The following is a 26,977-nucleotide window of genomic DNA, read 5'->3' as shown; positions in this document are numbered from 1 at the left end:
GTGCCAACGGCTAACGGCCGATGACCGCCCATCCGTCACTCCCACTCAATCGTAGCCGGCGGCTTGCCGCTGATGTCGTAGACCACGCGCGAGACGCCGCGCAGTTCGTTGATGATGCGGGTCGACACGGCGCCGAGGAAGTCGTACGGCAGGTGGGCCCAGTGCGCGGTCATGAAGTCGATGGTCTCGACGGCGCGCAGGGCGATGACCCATTCGTAGGCGCGCGCGTCACCGACGACCCCGACGGACTTGACCGGCAGGAACACGGCGAAGGCCTGGCTGGTCTTGTCGTAGAGATTGTGGGCGCGCAGTTCGCGGATGAAGATGTCGTCGGCGCGCTGCAGCAGTTCGACGTATTCGGCTTTCACTTCGCCGAGGATGCGCACGCCGAGGCCGGGACCCGGGAACGGATGGCGATAGACCATGTCGCGCGGCAGGCCGAGTTCCACGCCGAGGCGGCGCACTTCGTCCTTGAACAGTTCGCGTAGTGGCTCGACCAGGCCGAGCTTCATGTGTTCAGGCAGGCCGCCAACGTTGTGGTGGCTTTTGATCACATGCGCTTTGCCAGTCCTGGATCCGGCCGATTCGATCACGTCGGGATAGATCGTGCCCTGCGCGAGCCACTTCACATCGCTGAGCCTGGCAGATTCTTCCTCGAAGATCTCGACGAACAGGCGGCCGATGATCTTGCGCTTGGCTTCGGGATCCTCGACGTCGGCGAGCGCGGCGAAATAGCGTTCGGCCGCGTTGACGCGGATCACGTTGACGCCCATGTGCTGCGCCATCGTGGCCATGACCTGGTCGCCTTCCTGCCAGCGCAGCAGGCCGGTGTCGACGAAGACGCAGACGAGCTGGTCGCCGATCGCGCGCTTGAGCAGTGCCGCGACGACCGAGGAATCTACACCGCCCGAGAGGCCCAGCAGCACCTTGTCGGAACCGACCTGGGCGCGCACGCGGGCAGCAGCGTCCTCGATGATGTTCGCCGCCGTCCACAAGGTCTCACAGCCGGCAATGTCCACAACGAAGCGACGCAGCAGTTCCGCGCCCTGCTTGGTGTGGGTCACTTCCGGATGGAACTGCACGCCGTAGTAGCGGCGCGTTTCGTCGGCCATGGCGGCGTACGGCAACGACTCGGTCGCGGCCACAGCGGCAAACCCGGGTGGCAGCGTGACGACGCGGTCGCCGTGCGACATCCAGACATCGAGCGCGATGCGCGGCACGGTGGTCTCGGTCGCCAACGTCGAGCCCTGATCGCCCATCCAGGATTCACCTTCGCCGAGCACCGGCGCGGCGACGGCATCGGTACCCAGGCCGGCGAACAGAGTGCAGGCCGTATCGGCACTGACGCGCGCGTAGCCGAACTCACGGTGATGGCCGCTTTCCACGCTGCCACCGAGCTGCTCGGCCAGTGTCTGCATGCCGTAGCAGATGCCGAGCACCGGCACGCCGAGATCGAACACCGCCTGCGGCGCGCGCGGCGAGTTTTCCTCGGTCACCGATTCGGGACCGCCGGAAAGAATCACGGCGCGCGGCGCGAAGGCCGGAATATCGGCCGGGTCATGGTCCCAGGCCCAGATCTCGCAATACACACCAAGCTCGCGGATGCGCCGCGCGATGAGCTGGGTGTACTGCGCGCCGAAATCGAGGATCAGGATCTTGTCGGTGTGGATGTTCTGCATGGTTCCGTTCGCAACATGGACGGCCCGAAGGCGACGGCGATCCGTCGAGTGGATCGCGTGGGCGACGCACGCATCAGCGGGCGTCGCGCGAAGACATGAAAAAAAGGGGACCCGCAGGTCCCCGTGTTCGATCAATCCAGACGATAGTTAGGCGCTTCTTTCGTGATCGCCACGTCGTGCACATGCGACTCGCGGATGCCGGCGCCGGTGATGCGCACGAACTGTGGCTTCACGTGCAACTCGTCGACGGTCGCGCAACCGACATAGCCCATCGAGGCACGCAGACCGCCGACGAGCTGATGCACGATGCTGCGCAGCGGACCGCGATACGGCACGCGCCCTTCGATGCCTTCGGGAACGAGCTTGTCCGTGTCGGTCTCGTCCTGGAAATAGCGGTCCTTGGAGCCCTTCTGCATCGCGCCGAGCGAACCCATGCCGCGATAGCTCTTGTACGAGCGGCCCTGGTACAGCTCGACCTCGCCGGGTGCTTCCTCGGTGCCGGCGAACATGCCGCCGATCATCACGCAGGATGCACCGGCGACAAGCGCCTTGGCGATGTCGCCGGAATAGCGAATGCCGCCGTCGGCGATCAGGGGAACGTTGGCGTCGCGCAGCGCTTCGGCGACCATGCTGACCGCCGATATCTGCGGTACGCCGACACCGGCGATCATGCGCGTGGTGCAGATCGAACCGGGCCCGACGCCGACCTTGACCGCGTCGGCACCGGCGTCGACGAGCGCGCGCGCGGCATCGCCGGTGACGATGTTGCCGCCGATGACCTGCATGTCGGGGAAGTTCTTCTTGACCCAGGCGACGCGATCGAGCACGCCCTGCGAATGGCCGTGGGCGGTATCGACGACGAGCACATCGACGCCTGCCTCGACGAGCGCCGCTACGCGGTCTTCGGTATCGCCGCCGACACCGACGGCCGCGCCGACGCGCAAGCGTTCATGCGTGTCCTTGGCCGCGTTCGGATTGTCGCGCGCCTTCTGGATGTCCTTGACGGTGATGAGCCCGCGCAGGCGGAAGGCGTCGTCGACGACGAGGACCTTCTCGATGCGGTGCTTGTGCAACAGGGCGAGCACTTCTTCCTCGTGCGCGCCTTCGTTGACGGTAATCAGGCGATCCTTGCGCGTCATGATGTGGCGCACGGGATCGTCGGGTTTCTTCTCGAAGCGCAGATCGCGATTGGTGACGATGCCGACGAGGTGTTCGCCGTCGACGACGGGCACGCCGGAGATATTGCGCGCCCGCACGATCTGCATGACTTCGCGGATCGAGGTGTCCGGGGTGACCGTGATCGGATCGCGGATCACGCCGGCTTCGAACTTCTTGACCAGGCGGACTTCCGCAGCCTGGCGCTCTGCCGGCATATTCTTGTGGATGATGCCCATGCCGCCACACTGCGCCATCGTGATGGCCAGGCGGGCTTCGGTGACGGTATCCATGGCGGCGGCGAGGACCGGAATGTTGAGCCGGATGCCGCGGGTCAATCGGGTGGAGAGGCTGACGTCCTTGGGCAGGACATTGGAATAGGCGGGAACCAGCGAGACGTCGTCGAACGTCAGGGCTTCGGCGAGGATGCGCATACGCTTTTGGACCGTCGCAAAAACGGGATTATACGGGAAGGTTTGGCGGGCTCAAATAACTTTGGTCGGCACGGCCAAGATTGCCGCCAAGACTGCGGTTGCCTTTGCCGTTGTTTCTGGCGCACATGGATGTGCGCCGCTTTTCCGGGCCCCATAGGTCGCGGCGAAGGCGGCGCAGGATCAGCCCGCGCAACGCGCGGGTCGCGCACAGGGACGTGCGCGAGTTCGTCGTCGGGCCAGGATGGCCCGTCGACGAGCCCCGTAGCCGGCTCGCGGAGCCGGAGCGCAGGATGCGCGGAGGCCGCGGCCCCTGGGGTGTGTTCTCTTTGGTTACTTTCTCTTGCACAAGCAAGAGAAAGTGACTCGGGCGCCGCAGGCGCACGAAACGCCTTTGCTATCACAAGCCCCCGCGATGCGACAGCAATACACCTATATACAAAGTTGAAACGTTACCGCGCCAACCAAAGCGACAGCCCCGGCCAATACGTAATGATCAACGTAGCCGCCAGCATGATCAGGAAGAACGGCACCGCCGCCCTCACCAGCGTCATCACCGGCTGGCGGAAGCGCGCGCTCGCGATGTAGAGGTTGATGCCCAGCGGTGGCAGGAAGATGCCGAGCTGCAGGTTGGCGAGGAAGATGATGCCCAGATGCACCGGATCGATGCCGTAGCGCACGGCCACCGGCAGCACCAGCGGCACGAGCAGGATGATCGCGGGAAAGCCTTCCAGGAGCATGCCGAACACGAGCAGGAACAGGTTCAGCGCGAGCAGGAACAGGAACGGATTGCTTTCCGGGATATGTGTGCGCAGGAACTGGAACAGCTGATCCGGAATTTCGGCGTCGATCAGCCAGTTGGTCAGCGCGAGCGAGAAGCCAAGGATCATGAGGATGCCGCCGACCAGCACCATGGCATGGCGGATCACTTCGGGCAGCTGCGACAGCTTGATCTCGCGCCGGATCAGCACGTTGACGATAAGCACGTAGAGCGCAGTCGCGGCCGCGGCTTCCGACGCGGCTAGCTTGCCGGAATAGATGCCGACGAGAATCACGAACGGCAGCGGGATTTCCCAGACCGCGTCCTTGACCGCGGACCACAGTTCGCCGCGCGGCGGCGCGGCCGGGCGCGCCACGCCGCGCATGTGCCACGCGCTGTAGACGCCGAGCATCGTGACCATCAGCAGGCATGGCAGCAGGCCGGCCTTGAACAGCGCGTCGATGCTGACCGGCGGCGTGGTCTGAAACTGCTGCGCGACCACGCCGTAAAGGATCAGCGGCATCGACGGCACGAGCAGCAGGCCCAGGCTGCCCGAAGCGGTGAGCAGGCCCAGGCTGAATTTCTGGCCGTACTGCGCCTGCAGCAGCGCCGGGTACAGAACGGCGCCGAGCGCGATGATGGTGACGCCGGTTGCGCCCGTGAATGCGGTGAACAACGTGCACGCCAGCACGGCGACGATGGCGAGGCCTCCGGGCATCCAGCCGACCAGGGCGTTGGTCAGCCGCACGAGGCGCTGCGGCGTCTTGCTCTCGGCGAGGATGTAGCCGGCCAGCGTGAACAGCGGGATCGCAATCAGCGCCGGCATGTCAGACAGCCGGTAGAACTCCACCGCGACGGCGATACCTTCCTGCCCGGCCATCTGGAAACCGAGCAGCGCGATCGCGCCGAGGATCGCGAACAGCGGCGCGCCCATCGCCGCGAGCAGGATCAGCACACCGATGATGAGCCAGATCACGGCGACGCCACCGGCAGCGCTTCATGCGTTTTCGGCGGCAGCAGCGAACGGATCAGGAAACGCAGCGCCATCAGGCCGAAGCCGACCGGCAGAATCAGTTCGAGCACCCAGGCCGGAACGCCGAGCACGCCGTCGGTTCCACCCTCGCGATCCAGCTGCACGAGTCCCCAGCTGTGCCAGGCCATCAGCGCGCACAGCACCGCGGCGAAGGTAAGCGCGATGAAGCGCGCGACACGAAGCTTCACGCCGCTGACGAAGCGGCCGATGAAGTCGAGGCCGATGTGCTGGTCCTCGCGCGTCGCGATGACTGCGCCGAGCATGGCGCTCCACAGCACCAGCGCGCGCAGCACGGGCTCGGCCCAGGCGAAGCCGCTGTCGAACACGTTGCGCAGCAGGATCTGTGCGCCGGCCAGCAGCACCATGAAGACGACGAGGAAGGTGAGCACCCAGTCCTCGAAGCGATGCAGGCGCGCGAGATGGCGCTGGAATGCGGTGGTCACGTCGTGCGTTTTCCGGAAACGGGGGTGCCGATTACTTCTTGCGGTTCGCCGCGAGTTCGTCGTTGACGGCCTTGATGATCTCGGCCGACGGGGCCTTGTCGCTGTCGAGCGACTGCGCCGATTCCGCGCCGACCTTCTGCCAGTTCGTGGTTTCCTCGGCATTGGGCTGATACACCGATATGCCCTGCTTCCTGAGCGCCTCGACCGCCTTGGCGTTGTCCTCGATGCTGATCTGGTCCAGGCGCGCGAACGCCTTGGCCATCTCGTCCTTGAGCACGGCCTGGTCGGCCGCGGCGATCTTGTCGAAGGATTTCTTGTCGACCACGATGACGCCGACCACGTAGCTGACCGGCAGGTCGACGATGTGCTTGATCTTGGTATGCCACTGGAACGCGATCGCGCCGGCGAAGGTGTTTGCGGCGGTGTCGATCAGGCCGGTCTGCAGGCTGGTATAGACGTCGGCCAGCGGCAGCGAGATCGGCGTCACGCCGACCGCCTTGAACGCGACCTCGGCGATGTAGTCGCCCTGCGGCACCCACACCTTGGCAGCCTTGAGTTCATCGCGCGTCTTGATGTCGCGCGCGCTCATGATGTACGCGAAACCGCCGCCGGACAGGCCCAGCGCGACGAAGCCGCCCTTCTCGAAACCGTCCTTGATGCGCTGGTCGAACTTCGCCCGGACCGCATCGACTTCGGCCTGGTTGCGGAACAGGAACGGCAGACCGTAGACCTGCACGTCCGGGTTGTTCGCCGAGATTTCTCCGCCGGTGAAGGCGCCGCCGTGCAGCTGGCCGATCTTGATCTTGCGCTGCACTGTGGCCGGGTCGCCCATGACGCCGCCCGGGTAGTACTTGACCTCGACGCGGCCTTCGGTGCGCGTCTTGACCGCATCCGCGCCGGCGCGCATTTCCTTCATCCACGCCGTGCCGTCCGGCGCGGTCGTCGCGATCTTGATCACTTCGGCCTGCACGCCGCCCGCCGCGAACACCCCGAACAGGGCGACTGGCGCGAATACGGCGGAAAGCCAACGCTTGCGTAAACTCATGCGGAACTCCTCAGGACCGTCGCGGCCCGTTCTGCCCGATACGACGACGCCGCGCGCGGCGTCATCAGAAATAGTCCTTGCCCGACGCCAGCAGCGCCTTGGCCCGCTGCTGCGCCAGCACGTTCATCAAGGTCATGCGCGGCGCCTCGGGCGCGGCGGCAACGACTTCGTTGAGCAAACGGTCGTGCAGCTCCTGGTCGAACACGAGACGCGCGTAATACTGCGCGTACAGGGTCTTGGCCATGAGATTTCTGCCCTGCGACTGTGCGATCGCGGTATCGAACGCGGCCTTGCCGAGTTCAGGCCTGCCGCCGAGCGAGGCCGGCCGCAGCGAATGCAGCACGCCGAGCACCATGTGCGGCTCGCCGTCGGCGTAGTCCGGATTCAGCGCGAGCACGCGCTCGACGAGCAACTGCACCTTGGGCAGGTCGGCGATCGCATTCCAGTCGCCGCTGTCCTGCTGGATGCGTCCGGCCCAGGCCGAGGCCAGGCCATAGAGCAGATCGATGTCCTTCGTGCTGGTCTTCGCCGCGACGGCGGCGAAGGCCTCGAACGGCTGCTCTAGCGCGGCGCATAGCGGCGCACTGCGCTCGCAGGTCGCGCGGCGCGCATAGCCGAACGCGCGGTTGGCCAGGTGCCTGGCGCGCTCGGGCTCGGCCACGAAGCCGCCGGCATAGGCCCCGTAGAGCCGCGCCGCGGCGAGCAAGGTGCCGCTGTTCTTCGGATCGCCTTCGAGCAGCGCGTCGAGCAGCAGCAGGTAGGCCGGCAGGCCGTCGCGCACCGTGCCTGGGTCGTCCTGGTTGAGGATTGCGCTGCCGAGGTTGTCGGCAAAGCGCTGGCTGGCCTTGTTGACCACGCTGGCACAGCCAGCGAGCAAGGCCAGTGCGGCGAACAAAGCGATGCGAAGGGTGCGGTGCATGGGGTTCATCGATCGAAAAAGGTTTCCGCGGCTTCGAGGGTGTTTTCGATCAGTGTTGCGACGGTCATGCGCCCTACCCCGCCCGGCACCGGCGTGATCCACGACGCGCGCTGCGCCGCCGTGTCGAAATCGACGTCGCCGACAAGACGTCCGTCATCGAGGCGGTTGATGCCAATATCAATGACGATGGCACCGGGCCTGATCCATTCGCCCTTGACGAGACCGGGCCGGCCGACCGCGACGACGACGATGTCGGCCTGGCCGACGAAGCTCGGCAGGTCGCGCGTGAATTTGTGGCACGACGTGGTGGTGCAGCCGGCCAGCAGCAGTTCCAGCGCCATCGGGCGACCGACGTGGTTGGACACGCCGACGATGACGGCATGTTGGCCGCGCACGGGCCGGTCGGTATAGGACAGCAGGGTCATGACGCCCTTGGGCGTGCACGGACGCAGTCCGCGCTGGCGCAACACGAGTGCGCCGACGTTCGCGGCATGGAAGCCGTCGACGTCCTTGCGCGGATCGATGCGGTTGATCAGGGCCGTGGCGTCGATATGCGCCGGCAGCGGCAGCTGCACGAGGATGCCGTGCACGCGCGCATCGGCGTTGAGTGTGTCGATCAGCGCGTAGAGCTCGGCTTCGGGCGTATCCGCCGGCAGGTCGTAGTCGAACGAACGGAAGTCGACTTCCTTGCAGGCCTTGCGCTTGTTCCTGACGTAGACCGTCGAGGCCGGATCGGCGCCGACGAGCACGACAGCGAGGCCCGGGCGAGATTTGCCGGCGCTCACGCGGGCGCTGACGCGACCCTTGATGCGCTCGAGCAATTCATCGGCGATGCGTTTGCCGTCCAGTATCCGGGCGGTCATGTGTGGGCAGGTCCAGGGCCGGTGCGCAACCGGCGGTACAAGGGCGTCGACACGACGCGGATCGTCAGGAAAGGGCCTGAGCCCGAGGCAACAGGCCGCGCATTATCCATGTCCCGCGACGTCGCCTCAAACCGCGGCGTCGGGATGCTCAGCTACCATGCAGTTTTCACCCACCGGGATCCGTCCATGTCCGCCTCTACCGTTGAACTCGAAGCCGCCGCGTTCCGCCGCCTGCTGGCGCACCTGAACCAGCGCAGCGACGTGCAGAACATCGACCTCATGATCACCTCAGGCTTCTGCCGCAACTGCCTGGCCGACTGGTATCGCGAAGCGGCTGCCGAGCGCGACATCGACCTGAGCAAGGACGCCGCGCGCGAACACGTCTACGGCATGCCGTTCGCGGAGTGGAAGCGGCTGCACCAGAAGGACGCGACGCCGGAGCAGCTGGCGGCGTTCGAGCGGGCGCAGAAGGAACATGGATGACGGTGATGCGGCCTGCTCGCTTCATTCCCCAATCAGTACTGTCCACGCGAAACACCATCCCCACCCAACCCTCCGGCCCGTTGGGCGTTCTGGACGATGAGAGCCTTCGGCTCTAAGCCATCGTCCTTCACCCCCTTGAAGGGAAGGGAGTACCTGCGCCGTAGCTCTTGAGCCCCCCTTCAGCGGGGAGGGAGTACCTGCGCCGTAGCTCTTGAGCCCCCCCTTCAGCGGGGAGGTAGTATCTGCGTCGTAGCTCTTGAGCCCCCCCTTCAGCGGGGAGGTAGTATCTGCGTCGTAGCTGTTGAGCCCTCCCCTTCAAGGGGAGGGTTGGGTGGGGATGGTGTTTCGACGCTGGCGACGTCTGCAAAGCTATCAGGCAATCTTCTCGACCCCCCCCATATACGGCCGCAGCACCGCCGGAATCCCGATCGAACCGTCGGCCTGCTGGTAGTTCTCCATGACCGCGATCATCGCGCGGCCGACGGCGACGCCGGAGCCGTTCAAGGTGTGCACGAGTTCGGGCTTGCCGGTTTCCGGGTTGCGCCAGCGCGCGAGCATGCGGCGCGCCTGGAAATCGCCGCAGTTGGAGCACGACGAGATCTCGCGGTAGGTGCCCTGCGACGGCAGCCAGACGTCCAGATCAAAGGTCTTGATCGCGGCGAAGCCCATGTCGCCGGTGCACAGCAGCATGCGGCGGTACGGCAGTTCCAGCGCTTCGAGCACTTTCTCGGCGCAGCGCGTCATGCGCTCGTGCTCGGCGTCGCTGTCGGCAGGCTTGGCGATGCTGACCAGCTCGACCTTTTCGAACTGGTGCTGGCGGATCATGCCGCGCGTATCGCGCCCGTGCGAACCGGCTTCGGCGCGGAAGCACATCGAATGCGCGGTATAGCGCTGAGGCAGCGAGTCGGCCTCGACGATGCTGTCGCGCACGAGATTGGTCAGTGGCACTTCCGAGGTCGGGATCAGGTAGCGATTGCTCTCGCCGACGGCGGTGGAGAACAGATCTTCCTCGAACTTCGGCAGCTGGCCGGTGCCGAGCATGGACTCGGCATTGACGATCAGCGGCACGTTGGTTTCGAGATAACCGTGCGAATTGCTGTGCAGGTCGAGCATGAACTGGGCGAGCGCGCGATGCAGCCGGGCCAGTTCGCCGCGCAGCACGGTGAAGCGCGCGCCGGAGAGCTTGGCGCCGGCATCGCCGTCGAGCCAGCCCTTGCGCGCGCCGAGGTCGACGTGATCGCGCACACCGAAATCGAAGGTGCGCGGCGTGCCCCAGCGGTGCTGTTCGACGTTGGCGGATTCGTCGGCGCCCTGTGGCACAGATTCGTGCGGCAGGTTCGGAATGCCCTGCACGACCGCGGCGAGTTGCTGCTGCACCTCGGCCAGGTGTGCCTCGTTCGCCTTGAGCGCGTCGCCGATGCCACCGACCTCGGCCATCAGCGCGGAGGCATCCTCGCCCTTGCCCTTGGCCATGCCGATCTGCTTGGACAGCGTGTTGCGCCGGTTCTGCAGCTCCTGGGTCTCGACCTGGACCGCCTTGCGCCGGGTTTCGAGCGCCTCGATCGCGGCGGTGTCGAGCACGTATCCGCGCGTCGCCAGACGTTCGGCCACGGCATCGAGCTGGCCGCGCAGCAGAGCTGGGTCAAGCATGGCAATCCTTAGAAATTCAACGAAGTCGCGGATTCTCGCGGCTAGCCGCGAGAATGAAGTCCAGGGCTATCGCGGCCAGTAGCCGCGATAGTGAAGTCCGGGATTATCGCGGCTAGCCGCCGCGGCACGCAACGCGGATGCTCAAGCCGCTGACGCGGGGCGCACCCAGAACGCGAGCAGCAGCGCCGCGGCCAGCGCGCAGGCAGAGCCGAACGCAAACGCGGCCAGCGGCGCGATATCCGACCAGAGCCAGCCGAACAGCAGCGAGGCCGGCAGCAGCAGCACGCCGGCGACGAGGTTGTACCAGCCGAACGCAGTGCCGGCCTGGTCTCCCGGCACGAGATCGGCGACCAGCGCCTTCTCTGCGCCTTCGGTCGCGGCGAGGAACAGGCCGTAGCCGGCGAACAGCGGCCATAACAGCCACGGCGTGGCCGGCAGCAGGCCGAACACGAGATAGAACCCTGCGTACACCGCCCAGCCGCCAACGATCAGGCGGCGCCGGTCGACGCGGTCCGACCAAGCCGACAGCGGCGGTCCGAACACCGCCGCCACACCGCAGACCAGTGCCCAGATCAGCGGCACCTGCGCGTCGCCGAGGCCGAGCTCGCGCGCGCGCAGCAGCAGGAACATGTTCGACGAGTTTCCCAAAGTGAACAAGGCAAGAACGCAAAGATAGCGGCGCAGCGCGACCGGCTGGTCGGACAGGTTCCAGCGGAACGGCTTGGGCTTGAGCACGGTGCGTTCGGGCTCACGCACGAGCAGGGTCAGCACGATCACGAGCACGGCCGGCACGATGGCCCAGAAGAACACCTCACGCAGGCTATAGCCGAGCGCGAGCAGCAGCGCCGCCAGCAGCGGTCCGACCACGGCGCCGAGATTGTCCATCGCCCGGTGCAGGCCGAACGCAAGACCGCGCTGCGCCGGCGCGACGCTCAGGGTCAGCAGCGCATCGCGCGGCGCCGCGCGCAGCCCCTTGCCGACGCGGTCGGCGAAGCGGCAGGCGAGCACGCCGAGCCAGCTCGTGCTCAGCGCGATCAGCGGTCGCACGAGGCCCGACACCGCATAACCCGCGACCACCCACCAGCGCATCTGCCGCAGGCGATCGGCCAGCACGCCGGCGACGAGCTTGAGCACGCTGCCGAAGGCTTCGGCGATGCCTTCGATCAGGCCCAGCGCCTTCGGCCCGGCCATCAGCACGCTGGCCAGATACAGCGGCACGAGCGGATAGATCATGTCGCTGGCCGCGTCGTTGACGAAGCTGATCAGGCCCAGCAGCCAGATCGTCCGGGGCAATGACAGCGCCGCGCGGATCATCCGGCGTCGGTCTCCCGGCGCGGCTTGCGGGCGAGCGCGTCTGCGCGCGCCGCGCGCAGTTCGCGCAGCTTCTCGGCGATGCGCGCTTCGAGGCCGCGCCCGGTCGGGCGGTAGAACTCGCGTCCGACCAGTGCGTCCGGCAGGCATTGCTGATCGAGCGCGACGCCGCCCTCGAGGTCGTGGTCGTACTGGTAGCCCTTGCCGTAGCCGAGGTTTTTCATGAGCCTGGTCGGCGCGTTGCGGATTTCCATCGGCACGTCGAGCGTGCCACTGGCACGGATTTCCGCGCGCACTTCACCGAACGCCGTGTAGACCGCGTTGCTCTTCGCGGCCAGCGCCATGTAGACGACGAGCTGGGCCAGCGCAAGATCGCCCTCGGGGCTGCCGAGGCGATCGTAGGTTTCCCAGGCCTCGATCGCCATGCCGATCGCGCGCGCGTCGGCCAGGCCGACATCCTCGACCGCCATGCGCGTGAGGCGCCGCGCGAGATAGGCCGGATCGCAGCCGCCGTCGAGCATGCGCGTGAACCAGTACAGCGCGGCGTCCGGATCGGACGAACGTACCGACTTGTGCAAGGCCGAGATCTGGTCGTAGAACTGCTCGCCGCCCTTGTCGAAGCGCCGCGTCCGGTCGGCCAGCACCTGGGTCAGCGTGGTCTCGTCGATGCGGCCGCCCTCGGCCAGCTCGGCGGCGATCTCCAGCAGGGTCAGCGCGCGACGCACGTCGCCGTCGGCGGCCTGGGCGATCAGGCCCAGCGATTCGTCGCTGACCGTAAGCCCCTGCCCGCCCAGGCCGCGCTCGGTATCGGCCAGTGCGCGCCGCAGCGCAGCGACGATGTCCGCCGCGCCGACCGCTTCGAGCACATGCACGCGGCAGCGCGAAAGCAACGCGGAGTTCAGTTCGAACGACGGGTTCTCCGTGGTCGCACCGACGAAGAGGATCACGCCCTTCTCGATATGCGGCAGGAACGCGTCCTGCTGCACCTTGTTGAAGCGGTGGACCTCGTCGACGAACAACACGGTGCGCACGCCACGGGCGAAGTTCGCGGCGGCCTCGTCCAGCGCGGCGCGCACGTCGGCCAGCCCGGTCATGACCGCCGAGATCGCCTTGAACTGCGCATCGGCATAGCGCGCCAGCAGCAGGGCCAGCGTGGTCTTGCCGCAACCGGGCGGGCCCCAGAGGATCATCGAATGCACGTGGCCGGACTCGACCGCGCGGCGCAGCGGCTTGCCCTCGGCCAGGAGCCGTGTCTGGCCGACGATCTCGCCAAGCTCGCGCGGCCGCATGCGCTCGGCCAGCGGCTTCAGCCCGTCGGGCTCGGCGAACAGGCCGGCAGCGGCCGGGGTGGTTTTTCTGCGTGACATGGGCGCCAAGAGTAACGCCGCCGGCAAACGCCGCACAGTCCTTATATTTAGCTACAAATCCAAAGAGATACGCCATGGCCGCGCGGACGGTTGCGGGGCTTTCTGGTACCGTAGACCGACCCATGACTGCGGGACTTCCCATGAACCCTCAGCGCGCTCTGCTGTTCGCCGCCCTGGTCGCCGCTGCGCCGGCCCACGCCGCCGAGGTCTGTTTCAACGGGCAGGACCTGAGCATCCCGGCCACGACCGAGGGGCTATACATCAATTTCCTGACCGGCGTCCACGCCGAGACCGAAGCGGGCGCGCCGGGTTTCGATTTCGATCCCTATGCGTCAGCCAGCACCACGCCGGCCGACGATCTGCGCTTCTACTGGGGTTCGTCGGCCACGGGCAATGCCGGTGTAGCGAGCAGCGGCGTCACGTACGCCGTGCTCTTTACCGGATCGGTGGTCGGTCCGTCCAACCTGTTCACGCGCGAAGGCTTCTCGGGCAATACCTCGGCCTGGACCAGCGGGGTGATCAGGGGCTATCTCGGCATGCGTTTCCGCAACGAGGCCACCAACGCGATCAACTACGGCTGGGTGCAGATGACGACATCCGCTCCGCAGGGTTTTCCGATGACCGTCCACGGCTGGTGCTTCGAGAACACGGGCGAGGCCATCGCGATCGGGCCGGTATCCGACGTGGTCTTCGCGAACGGCTTCGACAGCTGAGCGGCTGCGCGTCAGGCACCCCGGCGCATCGCGCGCGCGCGATACACCGCGTAAGCGGCGCCGGCAACGCCGGTCAGCGCAGCCGGCAGCAGCAGCACGTACTCGTCGAGCTGCGTGTATCCCGCGGCGCCGGCCATCGCGCCGAGCGCAAAGCCGGAGAGGATCAGCAGATACAGATTGCGCCGTCGCGCCTCGTGCGCGAGCCCGCGCAGGCGCTGCCCGAGCATGATGCCCAGGTCGGTGACGATGCCCGAGACGTGGGTAGTGCGCAGCACCGCACCGCTGTAGGTGCTGGCCATTGCGTTCTGCAGGCCGCACGCAGCGGTCGCCACGCAGATGCCGACGGTCGAATGCTCGCGCAGCAGCGGAATCGCGATCAGCAGCAACAGCGACTCGATCATCAGCGCGACACCGTAGCGCCGCCCGAGACGCAGCGTGCTGTCGCCCACGATCGCGCCGCTCAGCGCCGCACCGGCGACAAAGCTCAGCAGGAAAAGGAACAGTTCCAGCGCTAGGCCGCCCTGCCCCTGCGTCACCGCGACGCCGAGCAAGGTGGTGGTGCCGGTCAGGTGGGTGATGGCCTGGTGCTCGAACGCGAGGAGACCGACCGCGTTGACCATTCCGGCAACGCCGGCCAGCGCAAACGCGCCAGCACCGACCCAGCGTGGCAGGCGCGCGACGACCATCAGTCTTTGAGCGGGTGCACTTCGGCTTCGGGCTTGACCTCACCGATAACATCGACACCGGCCGGCGGCGTGAAGCGGAACCGGTCGGCGCCGAGCTGGGGATTGCGCTGCCAGTCGGCATAGAGAGTTTCGGTGCGGTTGCCCAGCGTGTCCTTGAACACCATGCGGCTGAGCACGACGGCGCCGCCGCACTCGCTCCTGGCCGCATCCGCGCAGCCGAAGCCGAGATCGGCGTATTCGAATTCGGCTTCCTTCGCCTTGGACGTCAGCCGCAGCCATTTCAGGCCATCGCGCTCGCCCTGCTCGGCCGCGGCAAAGTCGCGATCGAGCAGGCTGACATCGGTCAACACGGTCAGCGGACTGTGCGCTTCTTCCAGGCTCTGGCTGCGCACGGTGACCTGTTCCAGGTCCGGGTCGTAGATCCAGACATGCATGCCGTCGGCGACGATGAGTTGCTCGTACGGCTTGGTCACGTTCCAGCGGAACTGGCGCGGCGCCTGCACGGCGAGACTGCCGCTGGAACCTTTGCCGGGATGGTTGTTCGCGTCGAACACGCGCTGCTCGAAATTCGCCGACACCGTCTGCAGACCTTTCGCGAAAGCATCCAGGCGCGCACGCGCGGTCTCGGCGGAGGCGCTGGTCGCGGCGCAGATCAGGCACAGGGCAAGCAGGCGGGTCGGCATGGGGATCATTCGTTGGTGGTGGAGGCTGCGCCGTGGACCGGCATGGATACGACAGGTTCCCGCGCGGCGAGGCGCGCATTCAGCCCGGCGAGGAATTCGCGCGGCTGATCGATACCCAGGACTATCGTGTCGACGCGGCGCTCGATGCCGAACCAACCGACGACGACGACGGGCTCGTGCAGGCTGATGTGCACGTTTGGCGTTCCGGCCTCGTTGAGCCGCAGTACGCCGGGCGCACGACGCGGCAGGTCGTCGCGACAGGGAGTGGCTTGCGCGACCGCCGCGAGCGGCACGGCCGCCTCCGCCACGGCCAGTCCGTAGCGCAGATACAGTGTGTCCGAATCGAGCGAGACGGGACAGCGCAGCGTGGCGCGGTAGTGGCCGAACATCAACGCCAGCGACAGCACGGTCAGCAGCGTAACGATCCAGGCGGTCGTAGCGCTTGCGAATACGGTCAGTATCGCGTGCGCGATCGGCAGATCGATCAGCATCAGGATCAGGAACGCCTGCTGGTTGCTGGCGTTGCCGTCCTTGCGGTGGTAGCTGAAATGCGTGTCGCCGGCGTAGTGCCAGGCTCGGCGCGCACCGGCGAATACGTGCAGCCACATGCGCATGTCGAACGCCACGACGCGCGCGGGAAGTGTCGTACCGAAGTGCTGCTGCACGCCCTCACGCAGTGCGTAATCCGGATTGCGGTCGCGCGCCAGACGCACGACGAGACGCAGCATGCTCACGACGATACCGACTTCCAGCGCCACGACGAGACCGAGACCGAGACCGACGTTGCGCAGCAGGCGCAGCGCCGACCAGGCCGGGCCGCTGGTATCGGGCAGGATCACGCTCGCGACCCAGATGCCGACACCGGCCAGCGCCAGCGCGCCCAGCGCCGCGCGGCGGCGATCACGCCGATGCAGCCACCAGTACACGGCGGGAACGGTCAGGAGCAGATCGAAGGTTGCCGGCCACTGCGGCAGGTCGCCGCTGGCACGCAGCCATTCCGGCGGTTGGCCCAGTATCTGCCAGCTGAAGGCATAGATCGCGATGGCGAAAAACAGCGCCCACACCGTGGCGCGGCGGCGTTCGGTCGGGCTCATACGTCGTGCTGCAGTATCCATGGCCTGGTGTGTCAACTCGTGAGCGTGCGTTGAATCGGGCGCGTTGATTTCAGAACTCCGGCGGCGGCGGCGCGAGGACGGTGCGATTGCCGTTGTGTTCCGGCGCGCTGACGACACCCTGCTGCTCCATGAGTTCGACCAGGCGCGCGGCGCGGTTGTAGCCCACCTTGAGGCGGCGTTGCACGCCCGATATCGACGCGCGGCGCGACTCGGTCACGATGCGCACGGCCTGGTCGTATAGCTCGTCGTAGTCGGAATTGCCTTCGCTGATTTCTTCCGGCAGGCCGGTCTCGCCGATGACCTTGCCGTCGTTGGTGGTCTGGACCTCTTCGAGCACCCCGGCGATGTATTCGGGGCGGCCCTGCGCGCGCAGCCACTGCACGACACGATGCACTTCGTGGTCGTCGACGAAAGCGCCGTGCACCCGCTCGGGGGTGGCCGTGCCTGGCGGCAGGTGCAGCATGTCGCCGTGGCCGAGCAGCGCCTCGGCGCCGGACTGGTCGAGGATGGTGCGCGAGTCGATCTTGCTCGATACCTGAAAAGCGATGCGGGTCGGGATATTGGCCTTGATCAGGCCGGTGATCACGTCGACCGACGGACGCTGCGTGGCGAGGATCAGGTGCACGCCGGCGGCGCGCGCCTTCTGCGCGAGGCGGGCGATGAGCTCTTCCACTTTCTTGCCGACGATCATCATCATGTCGGCGAATTCGTCGATGAAGATGACGATGTAGGGCAAGGGCTGCAGCGGCTCGGCGCGGCGTTCCGGCTGCGAGGCGTCCGGGCGGAACAGCGGGTCGAGCAATGGCTGACCGGCTTCCTCTGCTTCCCTGACCTTCTTGTTGAAGCCGGCCAGGTTGCGCACGCCGGTCGCGGCCATGAGCTTGTAGCGGCGTTCCATCTCGGCCACGCACCAGCGCAGTGCGTTGGCGGCTTCCTTCATGTCGGTGACGACCGGCGCGAGCAAATGCGGGATGCCTTCGTAGACCGACAGCTCCAGCATCTTCGGGTCGATCATGATCATGCGTACCTCGCGTGGGCTGGCCTTGTACAGCAGGCTCAGCACCATCGCGTTGACCGCTACCGATTTGCCCGAGCCGGTCGTGCCGGCGACCAGCAGATGCGGCATCTTGGCGAGGTCCGCCACGGCCGGACGTCCACCGATGTCCTTGCCCAGGGCCAGGGTCAGCGGCGACTTGGAGGCGTCGTACTTGTCCGAACGCAGGATTTCCGAGAGATAGACCATCTCGCGCTTGGCGTTGGGGATTTCCAGGCCGATCACGTTCTTGCCGGGGATCACGTCGACGACGCGCACGCTGACCACGGACAGGCCGCGCGCGATGTCCTTGTCGAGATTGCTGATCTGGCTGCCGCGCACGCCCGCAGCCGGCTCCATCTCGAAGCGGGTGACTACCGGCCCCGGAAACACGCCGACGACCTGGGCCTCGATGCGGAAATCCTTGAGCTTGAGTTCGACCTGACGCGAAAGCACGGCCAGCGTTTCCGCCGAATAGCCGGCGACTTGCGGTTTGGGTTCGTCCAGCAGCGACAGCGGCGGCAGTTCGCCGTTGACCGGCGCACCGACGAATAGCGGGATCTGCTGCTCGCGCTCGGCGCGCTCGCTCTTTTCGATGGCGGCAGCGGCGGGCTTCTCGATGCGTACCGGTTCGCGCTTGGCCTGCTTGACGGTTTCGACCTTGCGCACTTCCTCGCGCTCGCTGCGTGCGGCGCGGGCGACTCGGGCGTCGTCGGCCTTTTTCAGGCTGCCCACCAGCCAGCCGCCGGCCACAAGGATGCCGCGACCGATCGCATCCATGACTTTGAACCAGGACAGGCCCGTGGCCAGCGTGACGGCAACGAGAAATACGGCGAGCAGCAGCAAGGTGGCGCCGAGAAAACCAAATCCATGCAGAAGGCCGCCGCCGATCATTTTGCCGAGGATGCCGCCAGCTTTCTCCGGCAACTGGCTCGGACCGGTGAAATGCAGATGGGCCAGGCCGCTGCCGCTAAGGAAAAACGCGACGAAGCCAACCAGACGCAACGAGGGTTCCAGCGCCGACTTCGGCGCGTCTTCGCGCGGCCGCAGGATGCCGGCGCCGACCGCCAGCAGCAACAACGGAAACACGTAGGCCAGGCCACCGAAGAAATACAGCGAGAGATCGGCGATCCAGGCGCCGACCGCACCACCGAAATTGTGGATCTGCTCGGGTTCGCCAGCATGCGACCAGCCCGGATCCTGCGGGCTGTAGCTCAACAGGCAGGCGAGCAGATAGACGACGACGGGCAACAGCAGGATGAACGCGATTTCGCGCAGACGCTTCTGCAACGGGTCGGAGCCGGTCATGGCAGGGATGGCTTTGGAAGTGCGCGACACCGCTGGACTATACCTCAAGAAATCGCCGCAAGGCGTTGTTCGACCAATGATTCCGGGGGGCGGCGCGACACCTGGCAGAACCCACGCTCGCGCAATGGCGAGGCTCGTCTGCACGGCGGTCTGTGCACCAGCCCGACTTTACCCCGTCATCGCGTAGCGGGCAGCCTGCTCTGCCGCTACTTGCCCGACCGGCAGAAACCAGCCGATCACGGCCGAGTCTGCTGTGAGCCGTGCCAGGCGCGGACCGCGTGAACGATCAGCTCGTGACCTGCCGCAATGAAAGCGGCTGCCGCCACCCTGACTTCCGCGAGGATCGTGACGTTCATCGCCCACGCATGCAAAGCCATCGGCGTCACGATGTGGTGGCCAAGACGGTCGAGGCTGAACAGGGCACAGGCCGGCACGACGCCCCGTCCGGTCAAGCAACCGCCGCGCCGCAGCAGCCGGCTGCCGGCTGCCGCACAGGCTAATGGCGAGGAAACCGATCCAGGTGCCATGGACGCCCCGCCGGGACCAGACCGGTGACAGGCCGGGATAGCCCGGCAGGTATTCGGCGTTATGGATGAACGGCAGGAGTGACGCGATAGCGTAAGCCGCCAGCAGTTGCCGAAATGCGAGGACGTTGCCGGGTCGGTCGGACGATGCCTCGGGACATCGTCCGAGCCAGCCTCCCGGGGATATCCCAGGGAGGCGTCAGGACTGGATTACAGCATGCCCTTGAGGGCCGGATGCACGATCTCGCCGCCATCGATGTTGATACCGCGCTTCAGCGCTTCGTTGTCGCGCCACTGCGGACCGGCTGCCATGCGCTGCACATACGGCAGGATCGCGGCGCAGATGGCCTGCGACGACGTCTGCGGCACGGCACCAGGCATGTTGGTCACGGCGAAATGGGTCACGCCGTCGACAACGTAGGTCGGCTCGGCCCAGGTGGTCGGACGCGCGGTCTCGAAGCAGCCGCCCTGGTCGATGGAGATGTCGACGAGCACGCTGCCGGCCTCCATCGACTTGACCATCTCATGCGTCACGACGTGCGGCGCCTTGGCGCTCGGGATCAGCACGGCACCGACGACGAGATCGGCCGTGGCGACCTCGCGCGCAACGTATTCCTGGTACGGATACAGCGCGGTCACGTTGGTGCCCAGCGCCATCATCTGCGCGAGGCGGTCCGGACGCTTGTCGAACACCACGACATTGGCGCCGCCCGCCGCGGCGAGCGCGGCAGAGTTGCCGCCGGCAGCGCCGGCGCCCAGTACCACGACCTTTCCGCGCTCGGTCGACGGCAGGCCGCCGAGCAGCTTGCCCTTGCCGCCCATGGGCTGGTGCAGCAGGTGGGTGCCGACCTGGATCGCGATGCGGCCGGCGATGATGGACATGGGAGCCAGCAGCGGCAGCGAGCCGTCGGCTTCTTCCACGGATTCGAAGGCGACGCCGGTCAGGCCGATGTCGAGCAGGCGGCGCGTCAGTTCGGGCTCCGGCGCCAGATGCAGGTAGCAGAACAGCTGATGGTGCTTGCGCAAGCGCTCCAGATCGCCCTTGATCGGCTCCTTGACCTTGACGATCAGTTCACCGCATTCGTACAGCGCGTCCGCGTCCGCGGCGATCTTCACGCCGACGCGGGTGAAGTCGGCGTCGGAGAAGCCGCTCTTGGTGCCGGCGCCGGACTGCACATAGACCTCGTGACCGCGCCTGACCAGTTCCGCACAGGCGGCCGGCACCAGCGCGACGCGCCCTTCCAGAGTCTTGGTTTCCGACGGAATACCGATACGCATTGCAATTCCTCGTGGTGTGAATAGCTCAGTTCTTGTGACGCTACGCGCGACGCCCTCCCGAGCTTCGCACCCGCTCTTGAATCGCCGACCTGTTCTCCCCATCCTTCCGGGCTCTTGCTGACCCGAACGTCGGCCGCTTCATAGCATTCACTGCGAAGCACCGGTGTGAAAGGATTGGGTCAGGGACGATCGGGATTTCGGTGAATTTCGCCGCCCCGTCGCATGAATCGACACGTTCAAGGCCGCTTTTTTGCGGCGAGGGATTATACATGAGCACCCCCAAGCACAGTCGCCTGCTGATCCTCGGTTCCGGCCCGGCCGGTTATACCGCGGCGGTATACGCGGCGCGTGCGAATCTCAAGCCGCTGCTGATCACCGGACTCCAGCAGGGTGGCCAGCTGATGACGACGACCGATGTCGACAATTGGCCGGGCGATGTGGAGGGCCTGCAGGGTCCGGCGCTGATGGAACGCATGCGCGAACACGCTGCGCGCTTCGACACCGAAATCGTATTCGACCACATCCACACGGTGGACCTGTTGCAGCGTCCGTTCCACCTCGTCGGCGACAACGGCAGCTATACCGCGGACGCCCTGATCATCACCACCGGTGCGACGGCGAAGTATCTTGGCCTGCCATCGGAAGACAAATTCAAGGGCCAGGGAGTGTCGGCCTGCGCGACCTGTGACGGCTTTTTCTTCCGCGAGCAGGAAGTCGCCGTGATCGGCGGCGGCAACACCGCCGTCGAGGAAGCATTGTACTTGGCGAACATTGCTAAAAAAGTCACAGTGGTACACCGTCGCGACAAGTTCCGCGCGGAGAAGATCCTGCAGGACAAGCTGTTCGCGAAAGAAAAGGCCGGCAAGGTCGAGATCGTGTGGAACCACGGCGTCGACGAAGTGCTTGGCGATGGCACCGGCGTGACTGGCGTGCGCCTGCGCAGCACGACCGACGATTCGACGCGGGACCTGTCGATCAGCGGCCTGTTCGTCGCGATCGGCCACACGCCAAATACGGCCCTGTTCGACGGCCAGCTCGATATGAACAATGGCTACATCCGCATCAGGAGCGGACTCGACGGCGGCGCCACCGCGACCAGCATTCCCGGCGTATTTGCCGCAGGCGACGTGGCAGACCAGGTGTACCGTCAGGCCGTGACATCGGCGGGCTTCGGCTGCATGGCCGCGCTCGACGCGGAGAAATACCTGGACAAGCTGGGACTGGCGTGAGGCCGGCAGCGGCCGCCGTCGCATGAGCGGCGACCGCCGCCGGATCGCGTTCCACGCGCAACTGGCCGAGATTCCGCCGGTCGCGTGGGACGCCCTGCGGCCCGACGACAACCCGTTCCTGTCCCATGCCTTCCTGGCCGGGCTGGAGCGGCACGGCTGCATCCGTGCCGACCTGGGCTGGCAACCACACCATCTCGCACTGTACGAGAACGAGCACCTTGCCGGCGCCGCGCCGGTCTATCTCAAGGCCAACTCGCACGGCGAGTTCGTGTTCGACTGGGCCTGGGCCGACGCGTTCGAGCGCCACGGCTTCGACTACTACCCCAAGCTGCTCTGCGCGGTGCCGTATTCGCCGGTCTGCGGACCGCGGCTGCTCGGCAGGGACTGCGCGCGCCTGCTCGGTGCGTTGCGCGGCGAATGCGAGCGGCATGGCCTTTCCTCGGTGCACCTGAACTTCACCGCACCGGGCCAGGCCATACCGGAAGACCCGGAGCACTGGCTCGAACGCAACGACTGGCAGTTCCACTGGCACAACGACGGCTATCGCGACTTCGACGATTTTCTCGCCGCGCTGCTGCCGAAGAAACGCAAGAACCTGCGGCAGGAACGCGCCCGCGTCGCGGCACAAGGCGTCGAGATTGACGCACTACGCGGCGACGAACTCGATGACGACGACTGGCGCTTCATTTACGCCTGCTACGCGGCGACGTTCGAGGAAAAGGGCAATTACCCCGCGCTGACCGAATCCTTCCTGCGTCATCTCGGCACCGCGATGCCGCATCAGGTGGTCGTGTTCCTCGCACGCCAGCACGGCGAGCGCGTCGCAATGGCGTTCTGCCTGCGCAGCGCGACCACGCTCTACGGCCGCTACTGGGGTTGCCTGCGCGAGATCCCGGGCCTGCATTTCGAGGCCTGCTACTACCAGGGCATCGCCTACTGCCTGCGCGAAGGCCTGCAGCGCTTCGAACCCGGCGCACAGGGCCAGCACAAGATCGCGCGCGGCTTCCTGCCGCAGCGCACGCGCTCGTTCCACTTTGTCGCCCATGCGGATTTCCGCGCGGCGATACGGCGCAGCCTTGCCGCCGAACACGTCCAGGTCAGCCACTGGGGCGAGTCGCTGTGGGCGCAGTCGCCGTTCACTACGCTGCCCTCGGCGGTGACGCCTACCGCATGATCCGCATTCCGATCCTGCGCGTTGGCGGCGACGAGGCATTCCCTGCCGTGGAAACCGCGCTGCGCGAACCCAACGGTCTGCTCGCTGCCGGTGGCGACCTGCGGCCGGAACGGCTGCTGCGCGCCTACGCACAGGGCATCTTCCCGTGGTTTTCGCCCGGAGAACCCGTGCTCTGGTGGTCGCCGGACCCGCGCATGGTGTTCGCGACGCAGGCCATGCACGTGCCGCGGCGCCTCGCGCGCTGGCTGCGCAGCTGCGACTGGCGGCTGGCCGCGGACCGCGATTTCGCCGCCGTCATGCGTGAGTGCGCCGCACCGCGGGACGGCCATTCCGGCACCTGGATCACACCCGCCATGCGGGGCGCCTACGAACAGCTGCATGCGCTGGGCCATGCCCATTCCGTCGAGGTCTATGCGGGAGAGACGCTGGTCGGCGGCATCTACGGCGTCGCGGTGGGTCGCATGTTCTACGGCGAATCCATGTTCAGTCGCGCGAGCAACGCCTCGAAGGTCGCCCTGCTCGCCCTGGCCTGGCGCCTGCGCGCATGGGGCTGGCCGCTGATCGACGCCCAGGTCAGCTCCGAGCATCTGCAGACGCTGGGCGCGCAGGAGCTGCCGCGGCGTGCGTTCTGCACGCGGATCGCCGGGCTCGTGGGCCAGCCGGGCCGCATCGGCCCCTGGCACGGCGAGCTCGACGCCCTGCGGCCAGCGCAGCTGGCGCAACCTGTCGCCGCCACGGGCACGCCTTAGCTTCCCGTAACCGCTCCAACATGGCATCATCCCGCGCCGCTCCGACCGGGAACTTGAAAAGGGCCAGATTCGCCCTTTCTCATACCTGTTGCGGCTGGCGCCTGCGCAGCCGGGCAGTCAGTTCGGGGATTTACCCAATGAGCGTGCCAGGAAACCCGTTTCTTTCGGGTTCTTGTCCGGTCACAGCCAAAAACGAAGGGCCAATGTCCAAAGACGATGTCATCGAGATGGAAGGCACGGTGCTTGAAACCCTGCCCAACACCATGTTCCGCGTGAAGCTGGAAAACGGCCACGTGGTCACCGCCCATATTTCGGGCCGCATGCGCAAGAACTACATCCGCATCCTGACCGGCGACAAGGTCAAGTGCGAGATGACGCCTTACGACCTGACCAAGGGTCGCATCACCTACCGCATGAAGTAAGCCGGGTCGGCGCGGCTTCGTCGCCGCACCCCTGAGGCAGGCTCCCTGTCCTGGCCCAGCCCGCGGCCGATCCCGGCAGCCCCAGCAGGTTGTTGAGAAAGTGGAACGACCGCCTTTCTCAACCGCTTGTGTGATCGATTCTCTGGCAATTCAACCTGGATCGCTCCAGCGGGTTGCTTTCGACAGCCTGCTGAATGCGCAAGGCCCGGAACCAGTCCGGGCCTTGCGCATTGTTGCCTGTCGCTCCACACCTCAGTCGACGACCACAGCCAGCTGCTCGGTGGCCTCGACACGCACGTCGAGCTCGCCGTCGTCGGTGGTCGACAGGAACACCCGGCCGCCGTCGACCAGCTTGCCGAACAGCAGTTCGTCGGCCAGTGCGCGCTTGACGTTGTCCTGGATGACGCGTGCCATCGGCCGCGCCCCCATCTGCGGATCGAAGCCATGCTCGGCCAGCCAGCGCCGCGCATCCTGGTCGACATGCAGCGACACATGCTTCTCGTGCAGTTGGGATTCCAGCTCGATCAGGAACTTGTCCACAACCCGCAGGATGTGATCGAGATCCAGCGCGCCGAACTGCACGATCGCGTCGAGGCGATTGCGGAATTCCGGCGTGAACTGGCGGCGGATCGCTTCCATCGCGTCGGTAGCATGGTTCTGCGCGACGAAACCGATCGTGCGTCGCGCGGCCTGGGTCGCGCCGGCGTTCGTCGTCATCACCACGATCACGTTCTTGAAGTTCGCCTCACGCCCGTTCGTGTCGGTCAGCGCGCCACGGTCCATGACCTGCAGCAGGATGTTGAACACGTCCGGATGCGCCTTCTCGATCTCGTCCAGCAACAACACGCAGTGCGGATGCTTGACGATCTGCTCGGTCAGCAGGCCACCCTGGTCGAAACCGACATAGCCCGGGGGCGCACCGATCAGGCGCGACACCGAATGCGCTTCCATGTATTCGGACATGTCGAAGCGGATCAGTTCGATGCCGAGGTGCATCGCGAGCTGACGCGTGACTTCGGTCTTGCCCACGCCGGTCGGACCGGCAAGCAGGAAGCAGCCGATCGGCTTGGACGAATTGCCCAGTCCCGAACGCGCCATCTTGATCGCGCCGGCCAGCGAGTCGATGGCCTGATCCTGGCCAAATACGACCATCTTGAGGTTGCGGTCGAGGTTGCGCAGCACGTCGCGGTCGGAAGCCGAAACCTGCTTGGGCGGGATCCGCGCCATGCGCGCGACGATGAATTCGATCTCGGGCACGTCGACGACGTTCTTGCGTTCGTCCTCGGGCACCAGCCGCTGCCGTGCGCCGGCCTCGTCGATCACGTCAATCGCCTTGTCCGGCAACAGGCGGTCGGCGATGTGCTTGACCGAGAGGTTGACGGCGGCCATCAGTGCGTCGTTGGTGTATTCGACGTTGTGATGTTCCTCGAAGCGCGAACGCAGACCCTTGAGGATCTCGAACGAATCCGCGATCGACGGCTCGACGATGTCGATCTTCTGGAAGCGTCGCGCGAGTGCGCGGTCCTTTTCGAAGATCGCGCGGTATTCCTGGAACGTGGTCGAACCGATGCAGCGGATCTCGCCCGAGGCAAGCATGGGCTTGATCAGGTTGGACGCGTCCATCGTGCCGCCCGATGCCGAACCCGCACCGATGATGGTGTGGATCTCGTCGATGAACAGTACCGCCTGCGGCTCCTTCTTGAGCTGGCCTATGACGGCCTTGAGGCGCTTTTCGAAATCGCCGCGGTACTTGGTGCCGGCAACCAGCGCGCCGAGATCGAGCGCGTAGATGGTCGCGTCCTTGAGGACTTCCGGCACGTCGTTCTCGACGATGCGCTTGGCCAGGCCCTCGGCGAGCGCGGTCTTGCCGACGCCGGCCTCGCCCACGTAGAGCGGATTGTTCTTGCGCCGGCGGCAGAGCACCTGGATCGTGCGCTCCACTTCCTCGGCCCGGCCGATCAGCGGATCGATCTTGCCTTGGCGCGCAAGCTCGTTGAGGTTGGACGCGAATTCGGTCAACGGGTTGCCCTTGGGCTCGCCGCCTTCCTCGGCCTCACGCTCGCCGCTGCCGACGCCGGGCTGCTGCTGCGGCTCGTGGCCGATCTTGGCGATGCCGTGGGAGATGTAGTTGACGACGTCCAGACGCGTGATTTCCTGCTGATTGAGGAAATACACGGCGTGGGAATCCTTTTCGCCGAAGATCGCGACCAGCACGTTGGCGCCGGTGACTTCCTTCCGGCCCGAGGACTGCACATGGTAGACGGCGCGCTGCAGAACGCGCTGGAAGCCCAGCGTCGGTTGCGTGTCGCGTTCGTCGCTGGGCGGAAGCACCGGCACGGTTTCCGCGATGATCGCCTTGAGTTCCTTGCCGAGCTTGGCGATATCGGCGCCGCAGGCGCGCAGTACGGCCGCGGCGGACGGGTTTTCGAGAAGAGCCAGCAGCAAGTGCTCCACGGTCATGAATTCGTGGCGCTGCTCGCGCGCATCCTTGTAGCACTGGCCAATGGTGAGTTCGAGGTCTTTGCTGAACATGCCTTACCCCTGTATCAGGATGCGCCGGAGATGGGGACCACTCAGGCTTTTTCCATGGTGCACAACAATGGATGGTGGTTGGAACGCGCAAACTCGTTGACCTGGGTGACCTTCGTCTCCGCTACCTCGCGCGTATACAGACCGCAAACCCCGCGTCCGCGCAAATGCACATTGAGCATCACTTCGTGGGCGTTCTCGTACGTGAGGCCGAAAAAGGACTGCAGGATATGGACCACAAAGTCCATCGGCGTGTAATCGTCGTTCAGCAACAGAACCTGGTACATCGGCGGTCGCGCCACTTCCGGGCGCGCTTCCTCCACCGCAATGCCATGTTCGTGATCCGGTCTGTGTTCGGTATTGCCTGACATTGGTCCGCCGCATTCCTGGCCTGG

Annotated in this window: 24 protein-coding genes; 6 read left to right on the top strand and 18 right to left on the bottom strand. The window is 66.1% G+C overall.

Annotated elements, in window-relative coordinates; translation table 11 throughout:
• Positions 1-35: 35 nt before the first annotated feature.
• From guaA to folD, 7 genes are all read right to left on the bottom strand, one after another.
• Complete coding sequence (guaA, locus tag RUU78_RS21620) at positions 36-1,679, bottom strand: glutamine-hydrolyzing GMP synthase (protein WP_313919787.1); 1,644 nt, start codon at positions 1,677-1,679, stop codon at positions 36-38.
• A gap of 131 nt (positions 1,680-1,810) precedes the next feature.
• Complete coding sequence (gene guaB / locus RUU78_RS21615) at positions 1,811-3,268, bottom strand: IMP dehydrogenase (RefSeq protein WP_313919786.1); 1,458 nt, start codon at positions 3,266-3,268, stop codon at positions 1,811-1,813.
• Positions 3,269-3,717: 449 nt separating this feature from the next.
• Positions 3,718-5,001: a TRAP transporter large permease subunit gene (locus RUU78_RS21610; protein WP_313919784.1), complete on the bottom strand. Its 1,284-nt coding sequence runs from the start codon at positions 4,999-5,001 to the stop codon at positions 3,718-3,720.
• Entirely contained in the window at positions 4,998-5,501 is a 504-nt protein-coding gene (locus RUU78_RS21605) for a TRAP transporter small permease (protein ID WP_313919782.1), read from the bottom strand. Before RUU78_RS21605 ends, RUU78_RS21610 begins: the two co-directional genes overlap by 4 nt.
• 31 nt (positions 5,502-5,532) lie before the next feature.
• The gene (gene dctP, locus RUU78_RS21600; protein WP_313919780.1) at positions 5,533-6,546 is read right to left on the bottom strand and encodes a TRAP transporter substrate-binding protein DctP; all 1,014 of its coding nucleotides are present in this window, start codon (positions 6,544-6,546) and stop codon (positions 5,533-5,535) included.
• A 64-nt stretch (positions 6,547-6,610) separates the two neighbouring features.
• Positions 6,611-7,465: a TRAP transporter TatT component family protein gene (locus RUU78_RS21595; protein WP_313919778.1), complete on the bottom strand. Its 855-nt coding sequence runs from the start codon at positions 7,463-7,465 to the stop codon at positions 6,611-6,613.
• A gap of 5 nt (positions 7,466-7,470) precedes the next feature.
• Positions 7,471-8,328, bottom strand: a complete 858-nt coding sequence (folD, locus tag RUU78_RS21590; protein WP_313919777.1) for a bifunctional methylenetetrahydrofolate dehydrogenase/methenyltetrahydrofolate cyclohydrolase FolD — start codon at positions 8,326-8,328, stop codon at positions 7,471-7,473.
• Between the two features lie 186 nt (positions 8,329-8,514).
• Here folD and RUU78_RS21585 point away from each other — a divergent pair, with 186 nt between their 5' ends.
• On the top strand, positions 8,515-8,811 hold the full coding sequence (locus RUU78_RS21585) for a DUF1244 domain-containing protein (protein WP_313919776.1): 297 nt from the start codon (positions 8,515-8,517) through the stop codon (positions 8,809-8,811).
• A gap of 372 nt (positions 8,812-9,183) precedes the next feature.
• Here the strand turns inward: RUU78_RS21585 and serS are convergent, their stop codons facing one another.
• The 3 genes from serS to RUU78_RS21570 all read right to left on the bottom strand — a co-directional run bounded on the left by serS (position 9,184) and on the right by RUU78_RS21570 (position 13,139).
• Entirely contained in the window at positions 9,184-10,461 is a 1,278-nt protein-coding gene (serS, locus tag RUU78_RS21580; protein ID WP_313919774.1) for a serine--tRNA ligase, read from the bottom strand.
• A gap of 141 nt (positions 10,462-10,602) precedes the next feature.
• On the bottom strand, positions 10,603-11,775 hold the full coding sequence (locus RUU78_RS21575; protein WP_313919772.1) for an MFS transporter: 1,173 nt from the start codon (positions 11,773-11,775) through the stop codon (positions 10,603-10,605).
• Positions 11,772-13,139 carry a replication-associated recombination protein A gene (locus RUU78_RS21570; RefSeq protein WP_313919770.1) on the bottom strand — a complete coding sequence of 456 codons (1,368 nt, stop codon included), beginning with the start codon at positions 13,137-13,139 and terminating at the stop codon, positions 11,772-11,774. Before RUU78_RS21570 ends, RUU78_RS21575 begins: the two co-directional genes overlap by 4 nt.
• 140 nt (positions 13,140-13,279) lie before the next feature.
• On the opposite strand from RUU78_RS21570, the gene RUU78_RS21565 reads away from it, so the two are divergent.
• A complete protein-coding gene (locus tag RUU78_RS21565; RefSeq protein WP_313919769.1) occupies positions 13,280-13,852 on the top strand; it encodes a hypothetical protein in 573 nt (190 codons plus the stop codon).
• 11 nt (positions 13,853-13,863) lie between these two features.
• Here RUU78_RS21565 and RUU78_RS21560 read toward each other — a convergent pair whose 3' ends face one another.
• The 6 genes from RUU78_RS21560 to ald all read right to left on the bottom strand — a co-directional run bounded on the left by RUU78_RS21560 (position 13,864) and on the right by ald (position 20,479).
• Positions 13,864-14,538, bottom strand: a complete 675-nt coding sequence (locus RUU78_RS21560) for a YoaK family protein (protein WP_313919767.1) — start codon at positions 14,536-14,538, stop codon at positions 13,864-13,866.
• Positions 14,538-15,221 (bottom strand): outer membrane lipoprotein chaperone LolA, encoded by a 684-nt coding sequence (gene lolA, locus RUU78_RS21555; protein ID WP_313919766.1) that lies wholly within the window; start codon positions 15,219-15,221, stop codon positions 14,538-14,540. The genes RUU78_RS21560 and lolA overlap by 1 nt, the downstream gene beginning before the upstream one ends.
• Positions 15,222-15,226: 5 nt before the next feature.
• Complete coding sequence (locus RUU78_RS21550; RefSeq protein WP_313919764.1) at positions 15,227-16,315, bottom strand: hypothetical protein; 1,089 nt, start codon at positions 16,313-16,315, stop codon at positions 15,227-15,229.
• Between the two features lie 70 nt (positions 16,316-16,385).
• A complete protein-coding gene (locus RUU78_RS21545) occupies positions 16,386-18,677 on the bottom strand; it encodes a DNA translocase FtsK 4TM domain-containing protein (protein WP_313919762.1) in 2,292 nt (763 codons plus the stop codon).
• Positions 18,678-18,913: 236 nt separating this feature from the next.
• The gene (locus RUU78_RS21540; protein WP_313919760.1) at positions 18,914-19,204 is read right to left on the bottom strand and encodes a hypothetical protein; all 291 of its coding nucleotides are present in this window, start codon (positions 19,202-19,204) and stop codon (positions 18,914-18,916) included.
• A gap of 207 nt (positions 19,205-19,411) precedes the next feature.
• Complete coding sequence (ald, locus tag RUU78_RS21535) at positions 19,412-20,479, bottom strand: alanine dehydrogenase (protein WP_313919759.1); 1,068 nt, start codon at positions 20,477-20,479, stop codon at positions 19,412-19,414.
• Positions 20,480-20,748: 269 nt separating this feature from the next.
• Here ald and trxB point away from each other — a divergent pair, with 269 nt between their 5' ends.
• From trxB to infA, 4 genes are all read left to right on the top strand, one after another.
• On the top strand, positions 20,749-21,708 hold the full coding sequence (trxB, locus tag RUU78_RS21530) for a thioredoxin-disulfide reductase (RefSeq protein WP_313919758.1): 960 nt from the start codon (positions 20,749-20,751) through the stop codon (positions 21,706-21,708).
• 22 nt (positions 21,709-21,730) lie between these two features.
• Complete coding sequence (locus RUU78_RS21525) at positions 21,731-22,882, top strand: GNAT family N-acetyltransferase (protein WP_313919756.1); 1,152 nt, start codon at positions 21,731-21,733, stop codon at positions 22,880-22,882.
• Entirely contained in the window at positions 22,879-23,631 is a 753-nt protein-coding gene (gene aat, locus RUU78_RS21520; protein ID WP_313919755.1) for a leucyl/phenylalanyl-tRNA--protein transferase, read from the top strand. The genes RUU78_RS21525 and aat overlap by 4 nt, the downstream gene beginning before the upstream one ends.
• A 203-nt stretch (positions 23,632-23,834) precedes the next feature.
• Positions 23,835-24,053, top strand: a complete 219-nt coding sequence (gene infA, locus RUU78_RS21515) for a translation initiation factor IF-1 (protein ID WP_133820089.1) — start codon at positions 23,835-23,837, stop codon at positions 24,051-24,053.
• A gap of 252 nt (positions 24,054-24,305) precedes the next feature.
• Here the strand turns inward: infA and clpA are convergent, their stop codons facing one another.
• Both clpA and clpS read right to left on the bottom strand, forming a co-directional pair.
• The gene (gene clpA / locus RUU78_RS21510; protein WP_313919750.1) at positions 24,306-26,585 is read right to left on the bottom strand and encodes an ATP-dependent Clp protease ATP-binding subunit ClpA; all 2,280 of its coding nucleotides are present in this window, start codon (positions 26,583-26,585) and stop codon (positions 24,306-24,308) included.
• Positions 26,586-26,626: 41 nt separating this feature from the next.
• A complete protein-coding gene (gene clpS, locus RUU78_RS21505; RefSeq protein ID WP_313919748.1) occupies positions 26,627-26,953 on the bottom strand; it encodes an ATP-dependent Clp protease adapter ClpS in 327 nt (108 codons plus the stop codon).
• Positions 26,954-26,977 lie beyond the last annotated feature (24 nt).

The organism is Tahibacter sp., from assembly GCF_032229445.1.
GTDB lineage: Bacteria > Pseudomonadota > Gammaproteobacteria > Xanthomonadales > Rhodanobacteraceae > Tahibacter.
This window is presented reverse-complemented; position numbering and strand designations above follow the sequence as displayed.